Origin of the sequence: Streptomyces sp. CA-278952, from assembly GCF_028747205.1 — a bacterium.
Taxonomy (GTDB): Bacteria; Actinomycetota; Actinomycetes; order Streptomycetales; family Streptomycetaceae; genus Streptomyces.
This window is the reverse complement of record NZ_CP112880.1, coordinates 2,364,488-2,381,599: the sequence shown is the minus strand read 5'-3', so window position 1 is coordinate 2,381,599 and position 17,112 is coordinate 2,364,488. Positions and strand designations below refer to the sequence as shown.

Sequence of the window (17,112 nt, the reverse complement as noted above, 5' to 3'; positions counted from 1 at the left end):
CGAGCCGCCCACCGCTTCGGCGGCCGGACCAGCACCGCCGGTCCGGCCGCCGAGCCCCGTCCGCACAGGTCTACGGGGTGGCGTCCGGCGCCGCGTCCGTGCCGTACCCGGTGTCCGCGCCGTCGCGTGCGCCCTCGGGTAGCTCCGGGGGCGTGTACGTGGACAGCGGGGCGCCGCCGGGGTCGGGCCGGACGGCGCCCAGCAGCGGGTTCGACGCGAGCGGCGAGGCCTTGACCTCGGTGCCGGGGCGGGGCGCCTGCACGACCAGACCGTTGCCGATGTACAGCGCCACGTGGGTCGCCTTCGGGAAGTAGATCACCAGGTCGCCCGGGCGGAGCGCGGAGACCGGCACCTTCGGGAGCCGCTTCCACTGTTCCTGCGAGGTGCGCGGGATCGTCCGCCCCGCCGCCGACCAGGCCCGGGACGTGAGCCCGGAGCAGTCGAAGGAGTCGGGGCCCTCGGCCCCCCACACGTACGGCTTGCCGATCTGCCGGACCGCGTACGCGACGGCGTCGCCGCCCTGCCGGGTGGGCGGCCGGGTGGAGCTGAGCGCCCCGGAGGCCACCAGGTCGCGCTGCGCCTTGTCCACGCCCCGCTGTTCGAGAGCGGCGAGCTGGGTCATCTGCTCCTCGGAGAGCGTGGCCAGCAGCCCTTCGACCTCCTTGAGCTTCCCGCGCACGGTGTCGCGCTGCTTCTTCTGCCGGTCGGCCAGCTTCTTCTGCTGGTCCAGCGCCTTGCGGGAGGCGGCGGCCAGCTTGTCGGCCCGCCGGGCGTCGTCGGTCAGCCGGTCCACCGTCGCCGCGCGGTTCGCGGCCAGCCGCCCCACGACGTGGGTCTGGTCCAGGGCCCGCAGGGGATCGCGGGACAGCAGCAGCCGGAGGTACGCGGAGAACTCGGTACGCCCCTGGTACTGCTCCCGGGCCAGCCGCCCGGCGTCCCCGCGGCTGCGCTCCAGCGCGGCCCGCGCCTTCGCCAGGTCCGCGTTCACCTTCTTCACCTGCGCGGTCCGCTGTTTCAGCTTCTCGGCGGTGGCGTTGTAGGTCTCGCTCGCCTCCTCCGCCACCTGGTAGCGGGTCTGTAGCTCGCGCAGCAGGGCGGCGACGCTCCTGGGCGCCTCGGGCGCGCCGAGAGCGGACTCGGCGTCGACCTCCTCGGCGTCGGTCTCGGCGTCGGGGTCCGCCGCGTCGACCTCGGCCGCGTCGGATCCGTCGGATGCCCGGGCCGGGCCGGGGTCGTCCGATTCCTCCGCCGGGCCGGACGCGGCGGATTCCTCCGGCGCGTCCGGATCGGCCGTTCCGGAGGCCTCCTCGGACGGTACGGGGCCCGGCTCGGCTGCCGCCGGGGCGGCGGGGGAGACCGTGAGCGCCGCGGCCAGCGCGGTCGTGCAGACCACGCGCAGGAGCCTGCCTGACACGACAACACCTCCGTGACGGAGACGTAGCCCGGCTACGGGCACGGGCTCGTCCATAAGTGGGCGAATCCGATCATCCGGTCACGTGGTGTCGGGTGACGCAAGCACCGGGCGGCGCGCCGTCCGGGGGACCCCCCGGACGGCGGTGGTGAGAGGGAAAGAGGCCGTACGGGCCGGGCCTCAGGCCACCGGGAAGGCGTAGAAGGCCCTGTCCCGCTGGACGACGACGGTCCCCCCGGCGGCGAGCGACCGGTACGACGCGCTCACCGTCGCCCCCTTCGGATCGGCCGACCCGATGTCCTGGAACTTCCACAGCCGCTCGCCGTCGGCCGCGGAGAACGCCGTGACCTGGACGGCGTCGGCGGCGATCAGGGTCTTCCCGCTGCCGCTGAGCGTGAGCGACGGGGCGTTCCCGACGCCCGGCACCTCCGTGGAGCGCCGCCACACGAGCCGGCCGCTCTCCCGTTCGACGGCGCCGACCAGTCGGCTGCGCTCGGTGGTGTGGATCAGGGACCCGGCGACCAGCGGGGTACCGAACACCGAGCCGTCGCTGCCCTCGACGCGCCACAGCGGCTTCGCCGTGTCCGTCTCGAAGGCCTGGAGATCCGTGCCGACCGCCGCGTACAGCGACCCGTCCTCGTCGCCTGCCGTGGCGGACTCGGGAGAGGCCGCGCCGTACTGCTTGGTCCACAGCAGCTTGCCGGTCTTCTGGTCGAACGAGCGGACGGAGCCCTTCCCCTTGGCCGCGCCGACCTCGGCCGCCGTCAGGCTGACCGCATCCTGCCGTACGAGGACGTCGGCGGAGCGTTCCACGACCACCCGGTAGGCAGGGGTGCCCGGGGCGCGGCCCGCGGGCACGGGAGTCCGCCACAGCTCCTTGCGCTGCACGAGGTCGTACGCGAAGAAGTAGGCCTGGACGACCTCTTTGTCCTTGCCCTTCTTCTTGCCCTTCTTCGGCTTCGGGGCCTTCACGGTGACCGTGTGCGAACCGGTGAACCAGATGACCGGCCCGGAACTCCCGGCCAGCCGCCCGACGGCGAGCCCCGGCAGGTCGCCGAAGACGTCCGTGTAGCGCTCACGGTGCACGACCTTGCCGTTCTCCGGGGACAGCCACAGGAACTCCGTCGGGCTCGCCACGAAGACCAGATCGGCGCCCGCCGCCAGCGCGGCCTGCCCCTTCGCCGCGTCCGCGCGCTGCCACAGCCGCTTGCCGGTGCGCAGGTCCACGGCGCTCGCCCGGCTCTCGCTGGTCACCACGAGGAGCTTGTCCCGCCATACGGCGGTGGTGAGCGGGGGCGCCTCGGAGGCCGGGTGAGCGTAGATCCAGCGTGGCTCGGGGGGCTGCCCGGGGAGCGTGCGGCGGGGCTTCGGCGCGGGCTTGTCGTCCGTCGCCACCGCGGTGTCCCCGGACCCGAGAGCGGCGACCGAACCGCCGCCCACGATCAGCCCGCCGACGGCCGCCGCCGCGATGGTCAGCAGGGTCCGGCGGCTCGCGGCGGGATCGGGCGCCGGGGCCGGCGCGGGAGGCAGCGGCAACGACACCATCGGGCCCCTGCCCGCGCCACCAAGTCCGGCGGGCCCGGCGGGGAGCGCCGCCGCGGGGTACGGGGCGGGTCCGCCGTGCGTGTGGCCCGGCTGCTGCTGCGGGGCGGCGGGCAGGGCGGGCGGCAGCGGGTGGGGCGTCGGGGCGGGGGCGGCCCCCGGGGGTGCGGTGAGTTCGTGGGGGAGCGAGAGCTGGGTCGTCGGGCGGTCGCTCTGCGGCGGCCTCGGCCCGGTGTTGAGGAAGCGGGTGGTACCCCGGTCCTCCCCGATGTCCTCCCCGACGCCCCCGCCGCCCGCGGACACCGGCGCGGCGGACGCCTGCGACGCGGGCGCGTCCACCGCCGGTGCGGGCAGCGGCCGGGCGTCCTGAACCGCCGGTGAGGGCAGCGGCCGGGCGTCCTCCGGTTCCGGGGCCGTAGGGGCGTCCTCCGGTTCCGGGCCGCCCTCCGGCTGAGCGCCCTTCTCCGGCGCGGCCGCCCCGTCAGCCCGCTCCGGGCCCTCCTCCGGCACCTCCAGGGCCAGGACCCGCGCCTCCTGGTCCGCGACCGCCGCCGCGAGCCGTTCGGGGAGCCAGCCGCCCCGGGCGAGGCCCGCCGCGCCCTCCAGGGCCAGCTCGGCGGCGACCGTGCCGGCGGTGGGCCGCTCGGCCGGGTCCTTCGCCAGGCAGTCGGTGATCAGCCCGCGCAACGCCTCCGGTACGGCGGCGAGTTCGGGCTCGTCCCCGGCGATCCGGCGGGCGGCCTCCTCGGCCGGGCCCTCCGTGAACGGGGTCGTCCCGGTGGCCGCGTACGCCAGCAGCAGCCCCAGCACGAACAGGTCGGAGGCGGCGGAGACCTCCTTGCCCTCGATCTGCTCGGGCGTCAGATAGCCGAGCCGCACCGCGAGCTGGCCGCCCGGCCGGGCCTCGGCCGACGCGGCCGCGCCCAGCGGGCCGAAGGCGGTGAGGCGGGGCCCGTCGGCGGCCAGCAGCACCGTGCCGGGGGCCAGCCCCTGGAGTACGGCCCCGGCGGCATGCACCCGGGAGAGGATCTCGGCGATGCCCGCGCCCAGTATCCGCAGGGCCCGCTCGTCCAGCGGGCCGGCGATCCCGATCGCCTCGGCCAGCGGCAGCGCGGGGACGTAACCCGCCGCCGTCCACAGGGGTTCCGGTTCTTCCGCCGGCCCCTCCTCCAGGGTCTCCGGCTCCTCGCCGGTCTCCAGGGGGGCGGCCACCCAGCCGCCCGCGAGGCGTTCGGCGGTGCGCGCCTCGGCCTGGAAGCGGCGGCGGTACGCCGGTACGCCGGCCAGCTCCGGGCGCGCGGCGGTGATGAGGGCCACCTCGCCGGAGGCGGTGTCCCGCGCCACGTACCGCACCGCGCTCGCGCCTTCGTGGAAGCGGGCCAGCGCGGTGAAACGGCCGAAGCGGCGTGGATCGTCCTGACGCAGCGCCTCCATGGCGCACCCCCCTTGTGACCGTCCTGCGGCGACCGGGCGACCCGTCCTCCGGCGCCTGACCGTCGATCTTAGGGCCTGTGCCCCACGGGCGGTCGCCCGCCGCTCAGTCGCGGTCCCGGGGGCTCGGGGGAGTCCTGGACCAGGGCCACTTGAGGGCGCGGTGCTCGCGGCCCCCGGGGGCGTACTCGTACACCCAGCCGCGCTGGAGCCCGAGCCGCTTGGTGTAGCCGGCCGGGACCCGCTGGTAGGCGTACACGGTGGCGGGGCCGCCGTCGGGCGAGGGGACCGGGACCTCGTACCACTTCGGCGGATGGCCGGTCGGGCCGAGCAGGATCGGCAGGACCCGGCCGTCCAGGGGGCCGCCTCGGAAAGGGGTGTTCTCGCTCTTCACCCGGTCAGTCTGACGCAGCGGCGGCGGGCAGCAGGTGCGCCGCCTCCGCGACGACCGGAATCACCCGTTCCGCCAGCTGTCCGGCCGGTCCGTCCGAGGTCTCCAGGGTCAGCAGTTCGTTCACCACCGCCGCGGTCTCCGGGTCGGTGGCGGCGGTCGCGGCGAGCAGGGCGATCAGGTGGTCGACCAGCCAGCCGCGCAGCTCGGCCGCGGCCGGCCGCTTCCCGTCGTCCAGCCAGATCAGCGAGGCCGCCTCGACGGCGGCGATCCAACTGCGCACCATCATCCGCAGTCGCGGCCCGGTGGGCTGCTCCCCGGCCCCGCCCATCCGCCCCAGGTGGCGCAGGATCTCGTCGGCCGCCGCCCGCCGCACCCCGTCCACGATCGTCGTCGTGCGGGAGGTCTCCACGACGCTGCCGCCGCGCAGCAGGGCGCTGAACCCGGTGTCGTGCTCGTCGACGAAGCGCAGATAGCGGTCGAGGACCCGGGCGACCCGCTCGGTGGGCGGGCCCACCGGCGGTTCGGTGAAGCACAGCGTCAGCTCGTCGGCCGCCGAGCCGAGCGCGGCCTCGTACAACTGCTGTCGCCCGCCCGGGAAGTAGCGGTAGACGAGCGGCCGGGACACCCCGGCCGCCACCGCCACCTCGTCGAGCGAGACCTCGTCGGGCGCCCGGTGGGCGAAGAGGCCGAGCGCGGCGAGCAGCAGCTGGGCGCGGCGCTCCTCGACGCTGAGCCTGCGGTACGTCGCCCGGGGCGGCGGGACTGCGGCGGTGGAGGTCATGCCACCGAGCCTAAGGCCTCTCGTTCGGATGATGCCGGGCCCGCGGGCCCGGCGCTCCCGGCGTGCACGGCTCTCGTCTCCGTCCGCACGGCTTTCACGCCAGCAGCCCGGAGCTGCGCCACAGCCGGCGGCCGACGCCGTTCAGCAGGCCGATGTCGTCGAAGAAGTCGGTGAGCCGTTTCGCGCCGGACTGCATCACCTCCGCCCGGTGGCCACTGGCCCTCACCTGGGCGACGGCCTCACGGCGGTCCAGGCCGACGTTCTCGTACACCTGCGGGTGCACGAAGCAGGTGGAGAAGACCCGGGCCGCCTCGCCGCAGCTGACCTTGGTGAGTTCCCGCTCCCAGCGCGGGGCGGTCACCATCTGGCGGCGCAGCTCCTCGCGGGCGTACCGGACGTGCCGGGCTTCCTCGATCACATGGATCCGGGTCACACCGCGCACCAGGGTCTGCACGCGCTCGTCCGGGAAGGTCAGGCGCTGCATCCAGTCGAGGATCTCCTCGCCGAGCAGGGTCGCGGCGAACGAACCGGGGGTGGTGGAGACGGTCTTCAGGACCCGCGCGAGGTTGTGGTAGACGCGCGGCACGGGATACGTCGGGGCGCCGCCCCAGTCGATCATGCGGCCGAACATCATCGAGTGCCGACACTCGTCGGCTATCTCCGTGAGGGCGTAGCGGACGTGGTTGCTGGTCACCGGCTTGTCGTAGACGTGCCGGACCAGCAGCTGCATCAGGATGATCTCGAACCAGATGCCGAGCGAGGCGAGCGCGGCGCCCTCGTGCCGGGAGAGGTCCAGGCGCTGCTCCTCGGACATCCGGTCCCACAGGGGGGTCCCGTACAGCGAGAGCAGCTCCGGCGGCCAGAACCACTTGCCCTCCTCGACGGCCGCGTCCCAGTCGAGCTCGGTGTCGGGGTCGAAGGAGTGCTTGGCCGAGGATTCGAGCAGCCGCACGGCTACCTGCTCGCGGTCGCGGAGCGGGCCGAGTGCGTCGCGGAGCACGGTGGCGTCGCGAGCGGTGACGGGTGTCATGGCGGGAGCACCTCACACGGGGGTTGCCGGGAACGGGTGTTACCGGCGGTCACCTCTTATGAGACTGTCTGTCAGCAAGGCCGTCAATCCCTTGGACGCGACTCCGTACGACTTGTTGACCCGGTGTCTACCAACGTGTGAACCTGCCGGGGAGGCGGTCGGCGCATCTGCTCGTGCGCACTCAACTGCCTTCGGTGTCATGGAACTTGCCCATCGGGTCGAGCCAGTCGAGCCAGTCGAGTCAGTCGAGGCGAAGGAGCCGTCCGTGTCCACCCATGACCTCTACACCACTCCACCCGCCGAGCCGGTCTGGCAGGTCCCGGCCACCGGAGCCGCCCGGTTCAGCTGGGACTACGACGACGGCCGCGAACGCCTCCTCGCCCTCTACCAGAAGGGCAAGGACAAGCAGTGGGACGGCAACAAGCGCATCGACTGGTCGCTGGAGGTCGACCCCGCCGACCCGCTCGGCACCCCCGACGAGGCGCTCACCCTGTACGGCACCCCGTACTGGGCGAAGATGACGGAGAAGGACCGGGGCGAGCTGCGCACGCACTACACCTCCTGGCAGTTCAGCCAGTTCCTGCACGGCGAGCAGGGCGCGATGGTGTGCGCGGCGCGCATCGTGGAGTCCGTCCCCGACCTGGACGCCAAGTTCTACTCCGCCACCCAGACCATGGACGAGGCCCGGCACGCCGAGATATACGGCCGCTTCCTGCACGAGAAGGTCGGCATGCTCTACCCGGTCAACGACAACCTCCAGGGACTGCTGGGCGACACCCTGCGCGACTCCCGCTGGGACATGCCCTACCTCGGGATGCAGGTCCTGATAGAAGGCCTGGCGCTGGCCGCCTTCGGGATGATCCGCGACACCACGACCAAGCCGCTGCCCAAGCAGATCCTGGCGTACGTCATGCAGGACGAGGCCCGGCACGTCGCCTTCGGGCGGATGGCGCTGCGCGACTACTACAAGCAGCTGAGCGACGCCGAACTCCGCGAGCGCGAGGAGTTCGTCATCGAGGGCTGCTACCTGATGCGCGACCGGCTCAGCGGCGTCGAGGTCCTGGAGAACTTCGGCATCGGCAAGCAGGAGGCGAAGGACCTCTCGGAGCACTCCGAGTTTCTCCAGCTCTTCCGCAAGCTCCTGTTCAGCCGGATCGTCCCGTGCGTCAAGGACATCGGCCTCTGGGGCCCGCGGCTTCAGAAGGCGTACGTCGACATGGGCGTCCTCGAACTCGGCGACTCCGACCTCGACCTGCTGATGTCGCAGGACGAGGCGATAGCCGAGGAACTGGACCGCGAACGCTTCGCCGCCGAGGAGGGGGCCCGGGTGGCGGAGGTCGCGGAGGCGATCGAGGAGGGCGCGGCCGACGCCGCCTGAGGGGGGCTCGCGGCGGGGCGGTGCGGCGCCCCGGGGGCCCGGAGGCCGATAAGGGATGTACGCCACCGGGTCCCGGCGGTCACGATGCGGGTATGACGACGAACCCGCCCGCAGCCACCGCCGCCGGTCGCGCCGCCGCCCGGCGCAGCCTCGAATCCCTCGCGCTCGGCGACGCGTTCGGGGAGCGCTGGTTCCCGCTCTTCCGCGAGCCCCGGCAGGCCGTGAACGAGATCCGGGCCCGCCGCACCCCGCCGGAGCCCCGCTGGCACTGGACCGACGACACGGCCCTGGCTCTCGCGCTGAACCGCTCCCTCGACGAGCACGGCCACGTCGACCAGGACCACCTGGCCCTCTGCTACGCCCTGGCCTTCGACGCCGACCAGGCCCGCGGCTACGGCCACGGCATGCACCTCCTGCTGCCCCAACTGCTTCAGGCCCCCGCCGACTGGCGCACCCTGGCCCCCGGACTCTTCGACGGCGGCAGCCTCGGCAACGGCGCGGCGATGCGGGTCGCGCCGCTCGGGGCCCGGTTCCACGAGGACCTGGGCCAGGTCGCGGCACAGGCGGCGCTCTCGGCGGAGGTCACCCACGCCCACCCGGACGGCATCGCGGGCGCGGTGGCCGTCGCGGTGGCGGCGGCGCTCTCGGTGCGCGGCGAACTGACCCTGGACGCGGTGGCGGACCGGACGCCCGAAGGGCCGGTGCGCGACGGAGTGCGGCGAGCCGCGCGGACGCCGTTCACCACGGAACCGTGGAAGGCCGCGGACCTCCTCGGCAACGGGCAGCGCATCCGGGCCGACGACACCGTGCCCTTCGCGCTGTGGACCGCCACCCGCCACGGGGGCGACCTGGAGGCGGCGCTCTGGGCGACCGCGGAGGGCCTCGGCGACGTCGACACCACGTGCGCGATCACCGGGGGCGTGGTCGGGGCGTCGACGGGGACGGCCGGGGCGCCGGAGGACTGGCTGCGCAGGCGCGAGCCGTTGGGCTGAGGCGGCGGCCCTGAGCGCCGGGAGGGGCCAACCGCTCGGGGCCGATGCTCTCGACCTGATACCGATACCGGGCGCATCGAAATTCCGTTCGCAAACGTGTCGTACGGTGAGCGCATGACCACCCCGCCGCACCCGCCGCAGGGCCCGTACGGGCCGCCGTCCCCGCAGAACCCCTACGGCCAGAACCCCTACGGCGCGCCGCCGGCCGCGCCCGGGTCCGTGCCGCCCCAGCAACCGCCCTACGGCTACCCGCAGCAGCCCCCGGCACCGCCCCAGCAGGGCGGGTGGGGCCGGCCCGGCATACCCGGCGGAGGCGGCGGCCCGGACGCGGCCGGCGGCTGGCCGCCCCAGGGCCCGCAGCCGCCGCGCGGGAAGCGGACCGGCCTCATCGTCGGGATCGCGGTCGGCGCGGTGGTGGTGGCGGGGGCGATCGTCTTCGGCGTCACCCAGCTCGCCGACAAGGGGACCGACCTGGCGTACCCGAAGGCGGAGTACCGGCTCCTCGTGCAGCAGAAGCTCCTGGACGGCGAGTTCAGCCTGGGCCAGGACCTGTCGGAGACCGAGGGCAAGGAGATCGAGGACACTCCCGACCCCAGCATCCGGGACGGCGAGGCGGTCGTCGCGCACTACACGTCGGACAAGGGCGGCGCCCTGGTGCTCTCGGGGATGTACGGGCGGCTGGCCAGCCCCGGCTTCATGCGCGGCAAGATCATGGAGGGAGCGGCGACGGCCGACGGCGCGAAGCTCGTCGTGCCCGCCAAGAAGTTCACGCCCGAGGGGTACGACATCACGATCGAGTGCCAGATCGTGCAGTCGAACGAGGGCGGCGGCGTCGCGAACATCCCCATGTGCGCCTGGGGCGACGACAACACCGCCGCGATGATCGCGGTGATCCGCCCGGAGAGCGTGCTCAAGGACGCCAAGTCCATCGACCTGGCCGCGGTCGCGGCGGAGACGGCCAAGGTCCGCGAGGAGGCCCGCAAGCCGATCGGCTGACCGGTGGCCGGTCTCTGGTCTCCGGTGGCCAGTGGCCAGTGGCCGGAGACCAAGGACCCGAGACCGGAACCGGGGCCGGTCGCCCGCCCGTCAGCGCCGCCCGGCCGTCAGCGCCGCCCGGCGGCGGGCGGCGTCGGTGGGGCGGGCAGGGCCTCCTCCACCGCGCGGGCCGCGGCGAGCAGCCGGACGTCCGCGCCCCGTGCCGCCGCCAGTTGGAGCCCCACCGGGCAGCCGTCCCCGGTGAACCCGGCGGGCAGGCTCGCCGCAGGATGCCCGCTCAGGTTGAACGCCCAGGTCAGCGCCGTGGAGTAGAGGTCTCCCGGGCCCTCGTGCCCATGTGGCCGGTTCGGGGTGGCCGGGGTCAGCAGCAGGGCCCCGCCGGTGAGCAGCCCCGCCAGCCGCTCGTCGTTCGTCCGCCGCACCCGCACCGCCTCCGGGTCGTCGGGCGAGCCGCCCCGTATCGCCGTCCAGGCGCCCACCGGGTCGAGCAGCGCGGCCTCGCGCCCCAGCAGGCGTACGGTCCCCGCCGCGACGAGCCGGTCCACCGCCGCCCGGACGACGGCCGCCACCTCCGGGTCCACCTCCGCGTAGCCGAGGTCCTCGCTGTACACGGCGGGCAGCGGCAGGGCGGGGGCGGCGACCGGTTCGTACCCGTCCAGCACCTGGCGCAGATACGGCTCCGCCGCGGCCGCCGACCGGGCCAGCACCCCGGCCGAGGCCAGCCCCGTCCGGTCGGGGGAGGGGAGCAGCCCGTTCGTCGTCTTCAGCCCGAACACCCCGCACCAGGCGGCCGGGATGCGGACCGACCCGGCCCCGTCGCTGCCCGTCGCCAGCTCCGCCATCCCCGCCGCCACCGCGACCGCCGACCCGGCCGATGAGCCGCCCGGGGTACGGTCCGCCCGCCACGGGTTGACCGTACGGCCGTGTGTGCCCAGGCCCCAGGTCTGCCAGTGCGTGCCGGGCCCGGGCACCGAGGTCGCACCGACCGGGGACCCGCCCGCCGCGATCAGCCGACGGGCCGCGAAGGACCGGATCCCCCAGGGCCCCTTCACGGCGAACGGCAGCCCGCCCAGGGGGAGCCGGCGCGCCACGGCCTCCCGCTCCCGGGCGAGCGCCTCGTCCGGCCAGACCTCGGTGAACGCGTGCAGCGCCGGGTCCAGCCGGCCGATCCGCTCCAGGGCCCGCGCCACCGGGGAGATCGTCGGTGTCATGGGCCCAGTCTGCCGGTGGGGCCCTTCGCGCGCCCCGGTTATTCCTCCAACGCCGCTTCCATCACGGCCCGGGCGATCGGGGCCGCGCTGCCGCCGCCGCTGATGTCGTCCCGGTCGGCGGCGGCGTCCTCCACGACCACTGCCACCGCGACGGCCGGGCGCCCGGAGTCGGGGGCCTGGGCCCAGGAGATGAACCAGGCGTACGGCAGCCCGGAGTTGTCGACGCCGTGCTGGGCGGTACCGGTCTTGCCGCCGACCTTCACCCCGTCGATCGCCGCGTTCGCCCCGGTGCCGTTCTCCACCACGTCGACCATCATCCGCTGGAGCTGCACGGCCGTCGACGGGCTCATCGGCCGCTCGTACGGGTCGGCCCCGTCCCGCCGGACCGTGTCCCCGTCGTTGGTGGTCACCCGGTCCACCAGATGGGGGCGGCGCAGATCCCCGCCGTTGGCCACCGCCGACGCGACCATCGCCATCTGGAGCGGGGTCGCCGTCGTGTTGAACTGCCCGATCGAGGAGAGCGCGAGCTGGTCGTCGCTCATGTCCGTGTCGAAGTTGCTCCTCGCCACCCCGGACGGGATGCGCAGCCCGGTGTCGTTGAAGCCGAACTTCTCCGCCGCCTCCACCATCCCCTCCAGCCCGACCTCCACGCCGAGATGGGCCATCACGGTGTTGCAGGAGACCCGGATCGCGTCCGCCAGGGACGCCTGTTCGCAGCCTCTCGCCTCGTTCGGCAGTGTCGTCGTCGTACCGGGCAGGACGTACGGCGACGGGGTGTCCGTGGGCGCGTCGGCGTCCGTCGCCGCCCGGGCGTCCAGGGCCGCCGCCGCCGTCACGATCTTGAAGGTGGAGCCCGGCGGATAGGTCTGGCGGATGGCCCGGTTGAGCATCGGCAGACTCTTGGCCGCGTTCAGCCGGGCCCACGCGTCGGTCACCGCGGAACCGGTCCCCGACAGCCGCTCGGGGTCGTACGAGGGGGTCGAGACCAGCGCCAGGATCGCGCCCGTCGACGGATCCAGCGCCGCGACCGCCCCCCGCCGCCCGCCCAGCCCGTCGTACGCGGCCTGCTGCATCGACGCCCTGATCGTGGTGACGACATCGCCGCCCGGCTGCCGGCCCCGCGTGAACTCGTTCCAGAAGGGCAGCGGCGCCAGCAGGGAGTCCGTACCGGACAGGACGGAGTCCTCGGCGTTCTCGATGAGCGTCGTGCCGTACGTCTGCGAGGCGTATCCGGTCACCGGGGCGTACAGCGGGCCGTGCAGATAGGTGCGCTCGAAGCTGAGCTGCTCGCCGGTCTCCTTGCTGCCGGTCACGGGCCGGTCGCCGACCAGGATGTTGCCGCGCGGCTGGTCGTAACGGGCGATGGTGTTGCGGCGGTTGGCCGGGTTGTCGTCCAGCTCGTCGGCCTCGAAGACCTGGATCCGGGCCGCGTTGACGAGCAGCGCCACCAGCAGCAGCAGACAGAAGGCGGCGGCCCGCCGGATGTAGCGGATCACCGGTCCTCCTCCACGGTCGCGGCGATGACCCCGGTCTCGGCCTGTTCCGGGTGGGGTCTGCGCGAGACGTCGCTGACCCGGATCAGCAGCGCCACGATGATCCAGTTGGTGACGACCGACGAGCCGCCCTGCGCGAGGAACGGCATCGCCATCCCGGTGAGCGGGATCAGCCCCATCACCCCGCCCGCGATCACGAACACCTGGAGCGCCAGGATCGACGCCAGGCCGATGGAGAGCAGCCGACCGAACGGGTCGCGCAGGGCGAGCCCCGCCCGGTAGCCGCGCGCCACGAGCAGCGCGTAGAGCAGGAAGACCGCGGTCAGCCCGCTCAGGCCCAGCTCCTCGCCCGCGGTCGCCAGGATGAAGTCGGACTTGGCGGCGAAGCCGATCAGGATGGAGTGGCCCGCGCCGAGCCCGGTCCCGAGCATTCCGCCCGCGGCGAAGGCGAACAGCGACTGGGCGAGCTGGCCCGGCCCCTGCCCCGCGTCGATCGAGGCGAACGGGTCCAGCCAGTCCTGGACCCGGCTGTGGACGTGCGGTTCGAAGGAGCCGACGACGAAGGCGCCGACGCCGGCCAGGAGCAGACCGACCGCGATCCAGCCGGTCCGGCCGGTCGCCACGTACAGCATGATGACGAAGAGCCCGAAGAACAGCAGCGAGGTGCCCAGATCACGCTCCAGCACCAGCACGCCGACGCTCAGCAGCCAGATCGCCACGATCGGCCCGAGCACCCGGCCGGCGGGCAGTTGCAGCTTCCAGAAGGTGCGGCCGGTGTACGCGAGCGCGTTGCGGTTGGCGGCCAGGTAGGCGGCGAAAAACACCGCGAGCAGGATCTTGGCGAACTCGCCGGGCTGGAAGGAGAGTCCGCCGATCCTGATCCAGATCTTCGCCCCGTTCACCGCCGGGAAGAAGATCGGCACGATCATGAGGACGAGCGCCGAGGCCACCGAGAGATACGCGTACCTCTGGAGCACGCGGTGGTCGCGCAGCAGCACCACCACGGCCGCGAACAGCGCGACGCCGAGCGTGGACCAGACGAGCTGGGTGGGCGCGGCCTGGTCCCTCGGGGTCTCCAGGTCGAGCCGGTAGATCAGCACCAGGCCGAGCCCGTTGAGCAGGACGGCGATCGGCAGCAGCAGCGGATCGGCGTACGGGGCCCGGAAGCGGACCGCGACATGGGCGAGCAGCGCGAGCGTGCCGAGCCCGGCACCGTACCCGGCGACGTCGGGAGGCACGGTGCCATCGTGGGCGAGGCCGACCGCCGCATAGCCGAGGACGGAGATCAGGACGCCCCCGACGAGGAGGGTGAGCTCCACCCCGCGCCGCTTGGGCAGGCGTAGCTCGGGCGGGGGAGCGTCCGCCGTCGTTGCGGTCATGCCCCGCAACGTAGCAAGAGGTGCGCGGTATTTCCCTTATGTCACACCTTTGCCTATGTCAGCGCCCACCGGACATGCGGCCGGCGCCCGTCGGACACGCGCCCGCCCGGGGAGCCGACGGCTCCACGGCCGGGCTCCACGGGCGGGCGGATGTGCGGGTGACGCGAGGTCAGCACCACTTCGGCGCGGCGCCGATGTTCTCGATGTAGCGGGCCGAACCCCAGGCCCAGGTGCCGTCGGTCAGCAGGTACCAGCGGTTGTTGCTGTCGACGTTGTCGCCCTTGGTCTTGCAGAAGATGTTGACGGTCTTGCCGTACTCGACCGAGCCGACGACGCGGCTGCTGCGGGTCGGCTTGTCACGGAGCAGCAGGTACGGCTTGGCGATGACGCGCCCCTTGTAGGTCCGCTTCGGCGCCTGGGGCTTGACCTGCCCCTGCTTCCCCGCCTCCTCGCGGGCCTGCTTCTGCTGCGCCTCGTGCTCGCGCTGCAGCGCCGAGGCGGAGAGCTCGTCGGACGTCGGGTCCGGAGCGGCGGCCTCCGCGCGCTGTCCGACGGGCTGGGGGTCGGCCGCCAGTGCGGCGGGAGCGGCGGCGGTGAGCGCCGCGAGCGTGCCGGTGGCGACGCAGAGGCCGAGCCGGCGGAGCCGCGAGGGGCGGGACAGGGGGGACATGCTGCCTCCATGCGATGAGGAAGGGGCCGTGGGGGACACGAGCTGGGCTCGTGCTCGTCACGCTAGATTCGCCACACACGGCCCGCAACGCGTCACGTTGCGTGAGGGTCCTCAGGTGTTGAGCCGTCCGGGTCGTCCTTGGGGCCCCGGCCCCCGCCACCGCCGGGATTCCCGTCGGCATCACCGTCGTCGAGGCGCACGTACTCCGGCAGGGTCACCCGGACGAGCGCCCCGCCGTCCGGCGGATTGCCGAAGTCCAGCCGGGCGCCGATGACCTGGGCCTGGCCGAGGGCGATGGTCAGCCCGAGACCGTGCCCCTTGCCCGCGCCGTCCGTGCGGAACCGCTGCGGCCCGCCGTCCAGCAGATACGCCGGGAACCCCGGGCCGTGGTCGGTCACGGAGACCACCGCACCGTCCACGCTCAGCACCACCGGAGGCCGCCCGTGCCGATGGGCGTTGGCCACCAGATTGCCGATCACCCGCTCCAGGCGCCGCCGGTCCGTCTCCACCCGGGCCGCGCCCTTCACTCGCACTTCGGTGTCGGTGCCCGACGCCCGGACGACCCGCTCCGCCAGGGGCGCGAGTTCGTGCACGGCGAGGTCGACCTGCTCGGTACGGGCGTCGAGGCGGGAGATCTCCAACAGGTCCTCCGTCAGCGCCCGCATCGCCCGCACCCGGTCGCGCACCAGCTCCGCCGGGCGGCCCGGCGGCAGCAGTTCGGCGGCGGCCGACAGGCCGGTCAGGGGAGTGCGCAGCTCGTGCGCCACGTCGGCGGTGAACCGCTGCTCGGTCTGGAGCTTGCGCTGGAGGGTCGAGGCCATGGTGTCGAGGGCGCCCGCCACGATCGCCACCTCGTCCTGCGCGCGGACCGGGCGCGCGGTCCGGGGGTCGTGCACCCGGGCGTCGAGATCGCCCGCGCTGATCCGGCGGGCCACCCGGGCGCTCTGGTGGAGCCTGCGGGTCACCCGGCCGACGGCGAACAGACCGACGAGCAGGGTCGCGGCGATGGCCAGCAGCGAGGAGCCGATGATCGCCCGGTCGAGGCCGCCGATGGTGCGGGCGCTGTGGCTGTAGTCCGTCCAGGTGGCGAGCGCCCGCCCGTCCGCCGGGCCCGCCGCCCACATGGCGGGGCCGCTCCACCCGCCCGGGGCTCCCGGCCGGGCGGGCGGAGCGTCCGCGACGACGGTGCCCCGCTCGCCGGCCGCGGCCAGGGCGCGCAGTGAGGCGGGCAGGCCCGGCGGGTCGATGCCGGCCCTCGGGGGCAGCGGCTCCCCGGCCTCGTACGCGTCGGTGACCATCTCCAGCCGGCTCAGCGTCTTCTCCCGGGCCTGTTCGACCGTCTGCCGGGTGACCGCCGTGTGCACCAGGAAGCCGAGGAGGGCCGCCAGGGTGCAGCACATGACGGTCAGGAAGACCGCGGACTTCCAGGTGAGGCTCGCGGTCCAGGGCGGCGAGCGGAACCCGCGCCGCCTCATCGCGTCCCCGCGCCGCCTCATCGGGTCCCCGCGGAGGGCGCGGAGGATTCCGGGGTGGGCTTCGGGGCCTTCCGGTGCTCGGGCGTCCGCAGGATCTCGTCCCGGGTGGGCAGCATCGCGCGCTGCCGGTCGTCCCAGGACCACGCGGTGCGGTATTCGTACCCCGGGATCACCGAGGGAGCCCGCATGATCAGGTCCCGGCCCGCCAGCTCCACGCTGATGACGGCGTCGTAGGTGGACATGATCCGGGTCAGCCGCCCCTCGTCCGGCATGTAGACGCGCACGGCGAGCTGCCGGTCGGGCATCCGGATGCCGAGCACCAGTTCGTCCCTGCCGTCGCCGGTCAGATCGCGGTAGTACGGCGGGAGGACCGGGCAGTCGTCCGGGGCGGTCCGGCACGCCTCGATCCGCCGGACCGTCCCGTCCGGCAGCTCGTCCAGACCGCTGCCCCGGTCCGTCTTCGCCTTCAGCCCGGCCTGCGCCACGGCCACCGGGTCCAGCCGCCGCACATCGCCGCCGGTCACCCGGATCCCCGGGATGCGCGCGGTCTCGCCCTCGCCGTAGTCGTACGGGGCGGCGGAGGCGGGCGGCAGTTCCGGCCAGAGGCTCTTGGGCTCCACGGCCGACGGCGCGTCCCCCGCGCTCTTCAGCCCGCCGGCCGCGCCGCAGCCGGACAGCAGGGTGACCGCGGCGAGGGCGAACGCGGAGGTACGGGTCGCCGCCGGGGCGCGGTGCGGGGGCAAGGCTCGCCTCCTCTTCGACGACGGACGACGGACGGTAGACGACGGACGACACAGCGGTCTCACACCCTAATCGGACGACCGTGCGCAATGCCGACTTCGTACCCCTGTGCAACGAACGCGGCCCCGCGGTCATGGGACCACGGGGCCGGAGCGGTCAGGAGGGCCGCGGGTCCATCGCCGGTACGG

General features: G+C 74.1%; 14 protein-coding genes. 3 read left to right on the top strand and 11 right to left on the bottom strand.

Annotation, left to right across the window (positions count from 1 at the left end; genetic code table 11):
* Positions 1–70: 70 nt before the first annotated feature.
* The 5 genes from N7925_RS10240 to N7925_RS10220 all read right to left on the bottom strand — a co-directional run bounded on the left by N7925_RS10240 (position 71) and on the right by N7925_RS10220 (position 6,589).
* Positions 71–1,414 (bottom strand): C40 family peptidase, encoded by a 1,344-nt coding sequence (locus N7925_RS10240; protein ID WP_274343685.1) that lies wholly within the window; start codon positions 1,412–1,414, stop codon positions 71–73.
* A gap of 177 nt (positions 1,415–1,591) precedes the next feature.
* Complete coding sequence (locus N7925_RS10235) at positions 1,592–4,387, bottom strand: outer membrane protein assembly factor BamB family protein (RefSeq protein WP_274343684.1); 2,796 nt, start codon at positions 4,385–4,387, stop codon at positions 1,592–1,594.
* A 103-nt stretch (positions 4,388–4,490) separates the two neighbouring features.
* Complete coding sequence (locus N7925_RS10230) at positions 4,491–4,778, bottom strand: hypothetical protein (protein WP_265599358.1); 288 nt, start codon at positions 4,776–4,778, stop codon at positions 4,491–4,493.
* Between the two features lie 4 nt (positions 4,779–4,782).
* Entirely contained in the window at positions 4,783–5,559 is a 777-nt protein-coding gene (locus N7925_RS10225; RefSeq protein WP_265599357.1) for a TetR/AcrR family transcriptional regulator, read from the bottom strand.
* Between the two features lie 94 nt (positions 5,560–5,653).
* Positions 5,654–6,589: an AurF N-oxygenase family protein gene (locus N7925_RS10220; RefSeq protein WP_265599356.1), complete on the bottom strand. Its 936-nt coding sequence runs from the start codon at positions 6,587–6,589 to the stop codon at positions 5,654–5,656.
* Positions 6,590–6,854: 265 nt separating this feature from the next.
* Here N7925_RS10220 and N7925_RS10215 point away from each other — a divergent pair, with 265 nt between their 5' ends.
* From N7925_RS10215 to N7925_RS10205, 3 genes are all read left to right on the top strand, one after another.
* On the top strand, positions 6,855–7,967 hold the full coding sequence (locus tag N7925_RS10215) for a ferritin-like domain-containing protein (RefSeq protein WP_274343683.1): 1,113 nt from the start codon (positions 6,855–6,857) through the stop codon (positions 7,965–7,967).
* Between the two features lie 92 nt (positions 7,968–8,059).
* Positions 8,060–8,959: an ADP-ribosylglycohydrolase family protein gene (locus N7925_RS10210; RefSeq protein ID WP_274343682.1), complete on the top strand. Its 900-nt coding sequence runs from the start codon at positions 8,060–8,062 to the stop codon at positions 8,957–8,959.
* Between the two features lie 114 nt (positions 8,960–9,073).
* Positions 9,074–9,955 (top strand): hypothetical protein, encoded by an 882-nt coding sequence (locus N7925_RS10205; RefSeq protein WP_265599353.1) that lies wholly within the window; start codon positions 9,074–9,076, stop codon positions 9,953–9,955.
* A 107-nt stretch (positions 9,956–10,062) separates the two neighbouring features.
* On the opposite strand, the gene N7925_RS10200 is transcribed toward N7925_RS10205, so the two are convergent.
* The 6 genes from N7925_RS10200 to N7925_RS10175 all read right to left on the bottom strand — a co-directional run bounded on the left by N7925_RS10200 (position 10,063) and on the right by N7925_RS10175 (position 16,926).
* Entirely contained in the window at positions 10,063–11,166 is a 1,104-nt protein-coding gene (locus N7925_RS10200; protein ID WP_274343681.1) for an amidase family protein, read from the bottom strand.
* Positions 11,167–11,204: 38 nt separating this feature from the next.
* Positions 11,205–12,662: a penicillin-binding transpeptidase domain-containing protein gene (locus N7925_RS10195; RefSeq protein ID WP_265599351.1), complete on the bottom strand. Its 1,458-nt coding sequence runs from the start codon at positions 12,660–12,662 to the stop codon at positions 11,205–11,207.
* The gene (locus N7925_RS10190) at positions 12,659–14,038 is read right to left on the bottom strand and encodes an FtsW/RodA/SpoVE family cell cycle protein (RefSeq protein ID WP_274343680.1); all 1,380 of its coding nucleotides are present in this window, start codon (positions 14,036–14,038) and stop codon (positions 12,659–12,661) included. Before N7925_RS10190 ends, N7925_RS10195 begins: the two co-directional genes overlap by 4 nt.
* Positions 14,039–14,207: 169 nt before the next feature.
* Positions 14,208–14,708 (bottom strand): SH3 domain-containing protein, encoded by a 501-nt coding sequence (locus N7925_RS10185; RefSeq protein ID WP_265599349.1) that lies wholly within the window; start codon positions 14,706–14,708, stop codon positions 14,208–14,210.
* A 92-nt stretch (positions 14,709–14,800) separates the two neighbouring features.
* Positions 14,801–16,183 (bottom strand): sensor histidine kinase, encoded by a 1,383-nt coding sequence (locus N7925_RS10180; RefSeq protein WP_274343679.1) that lies wholly within the window; start codon positions 16,181–16,183, stop codon positions 14,801–14,803.
* Between the two features lie 17 nt (positions 16,184–16,200).
* Positions 16,201–16,926 (bottom strand): hypothetical protein, encoded by a 726-nt coding sequence (locus N7925_RS10175; protein ID WP_274343678.1) that lies wholly within the window; start codon positions 16,924–16,926, stop codon positions 16,201–16,203.
* Between the last annotated feature and the right edge of the window lie 186 nt (positions 16,927–17,112).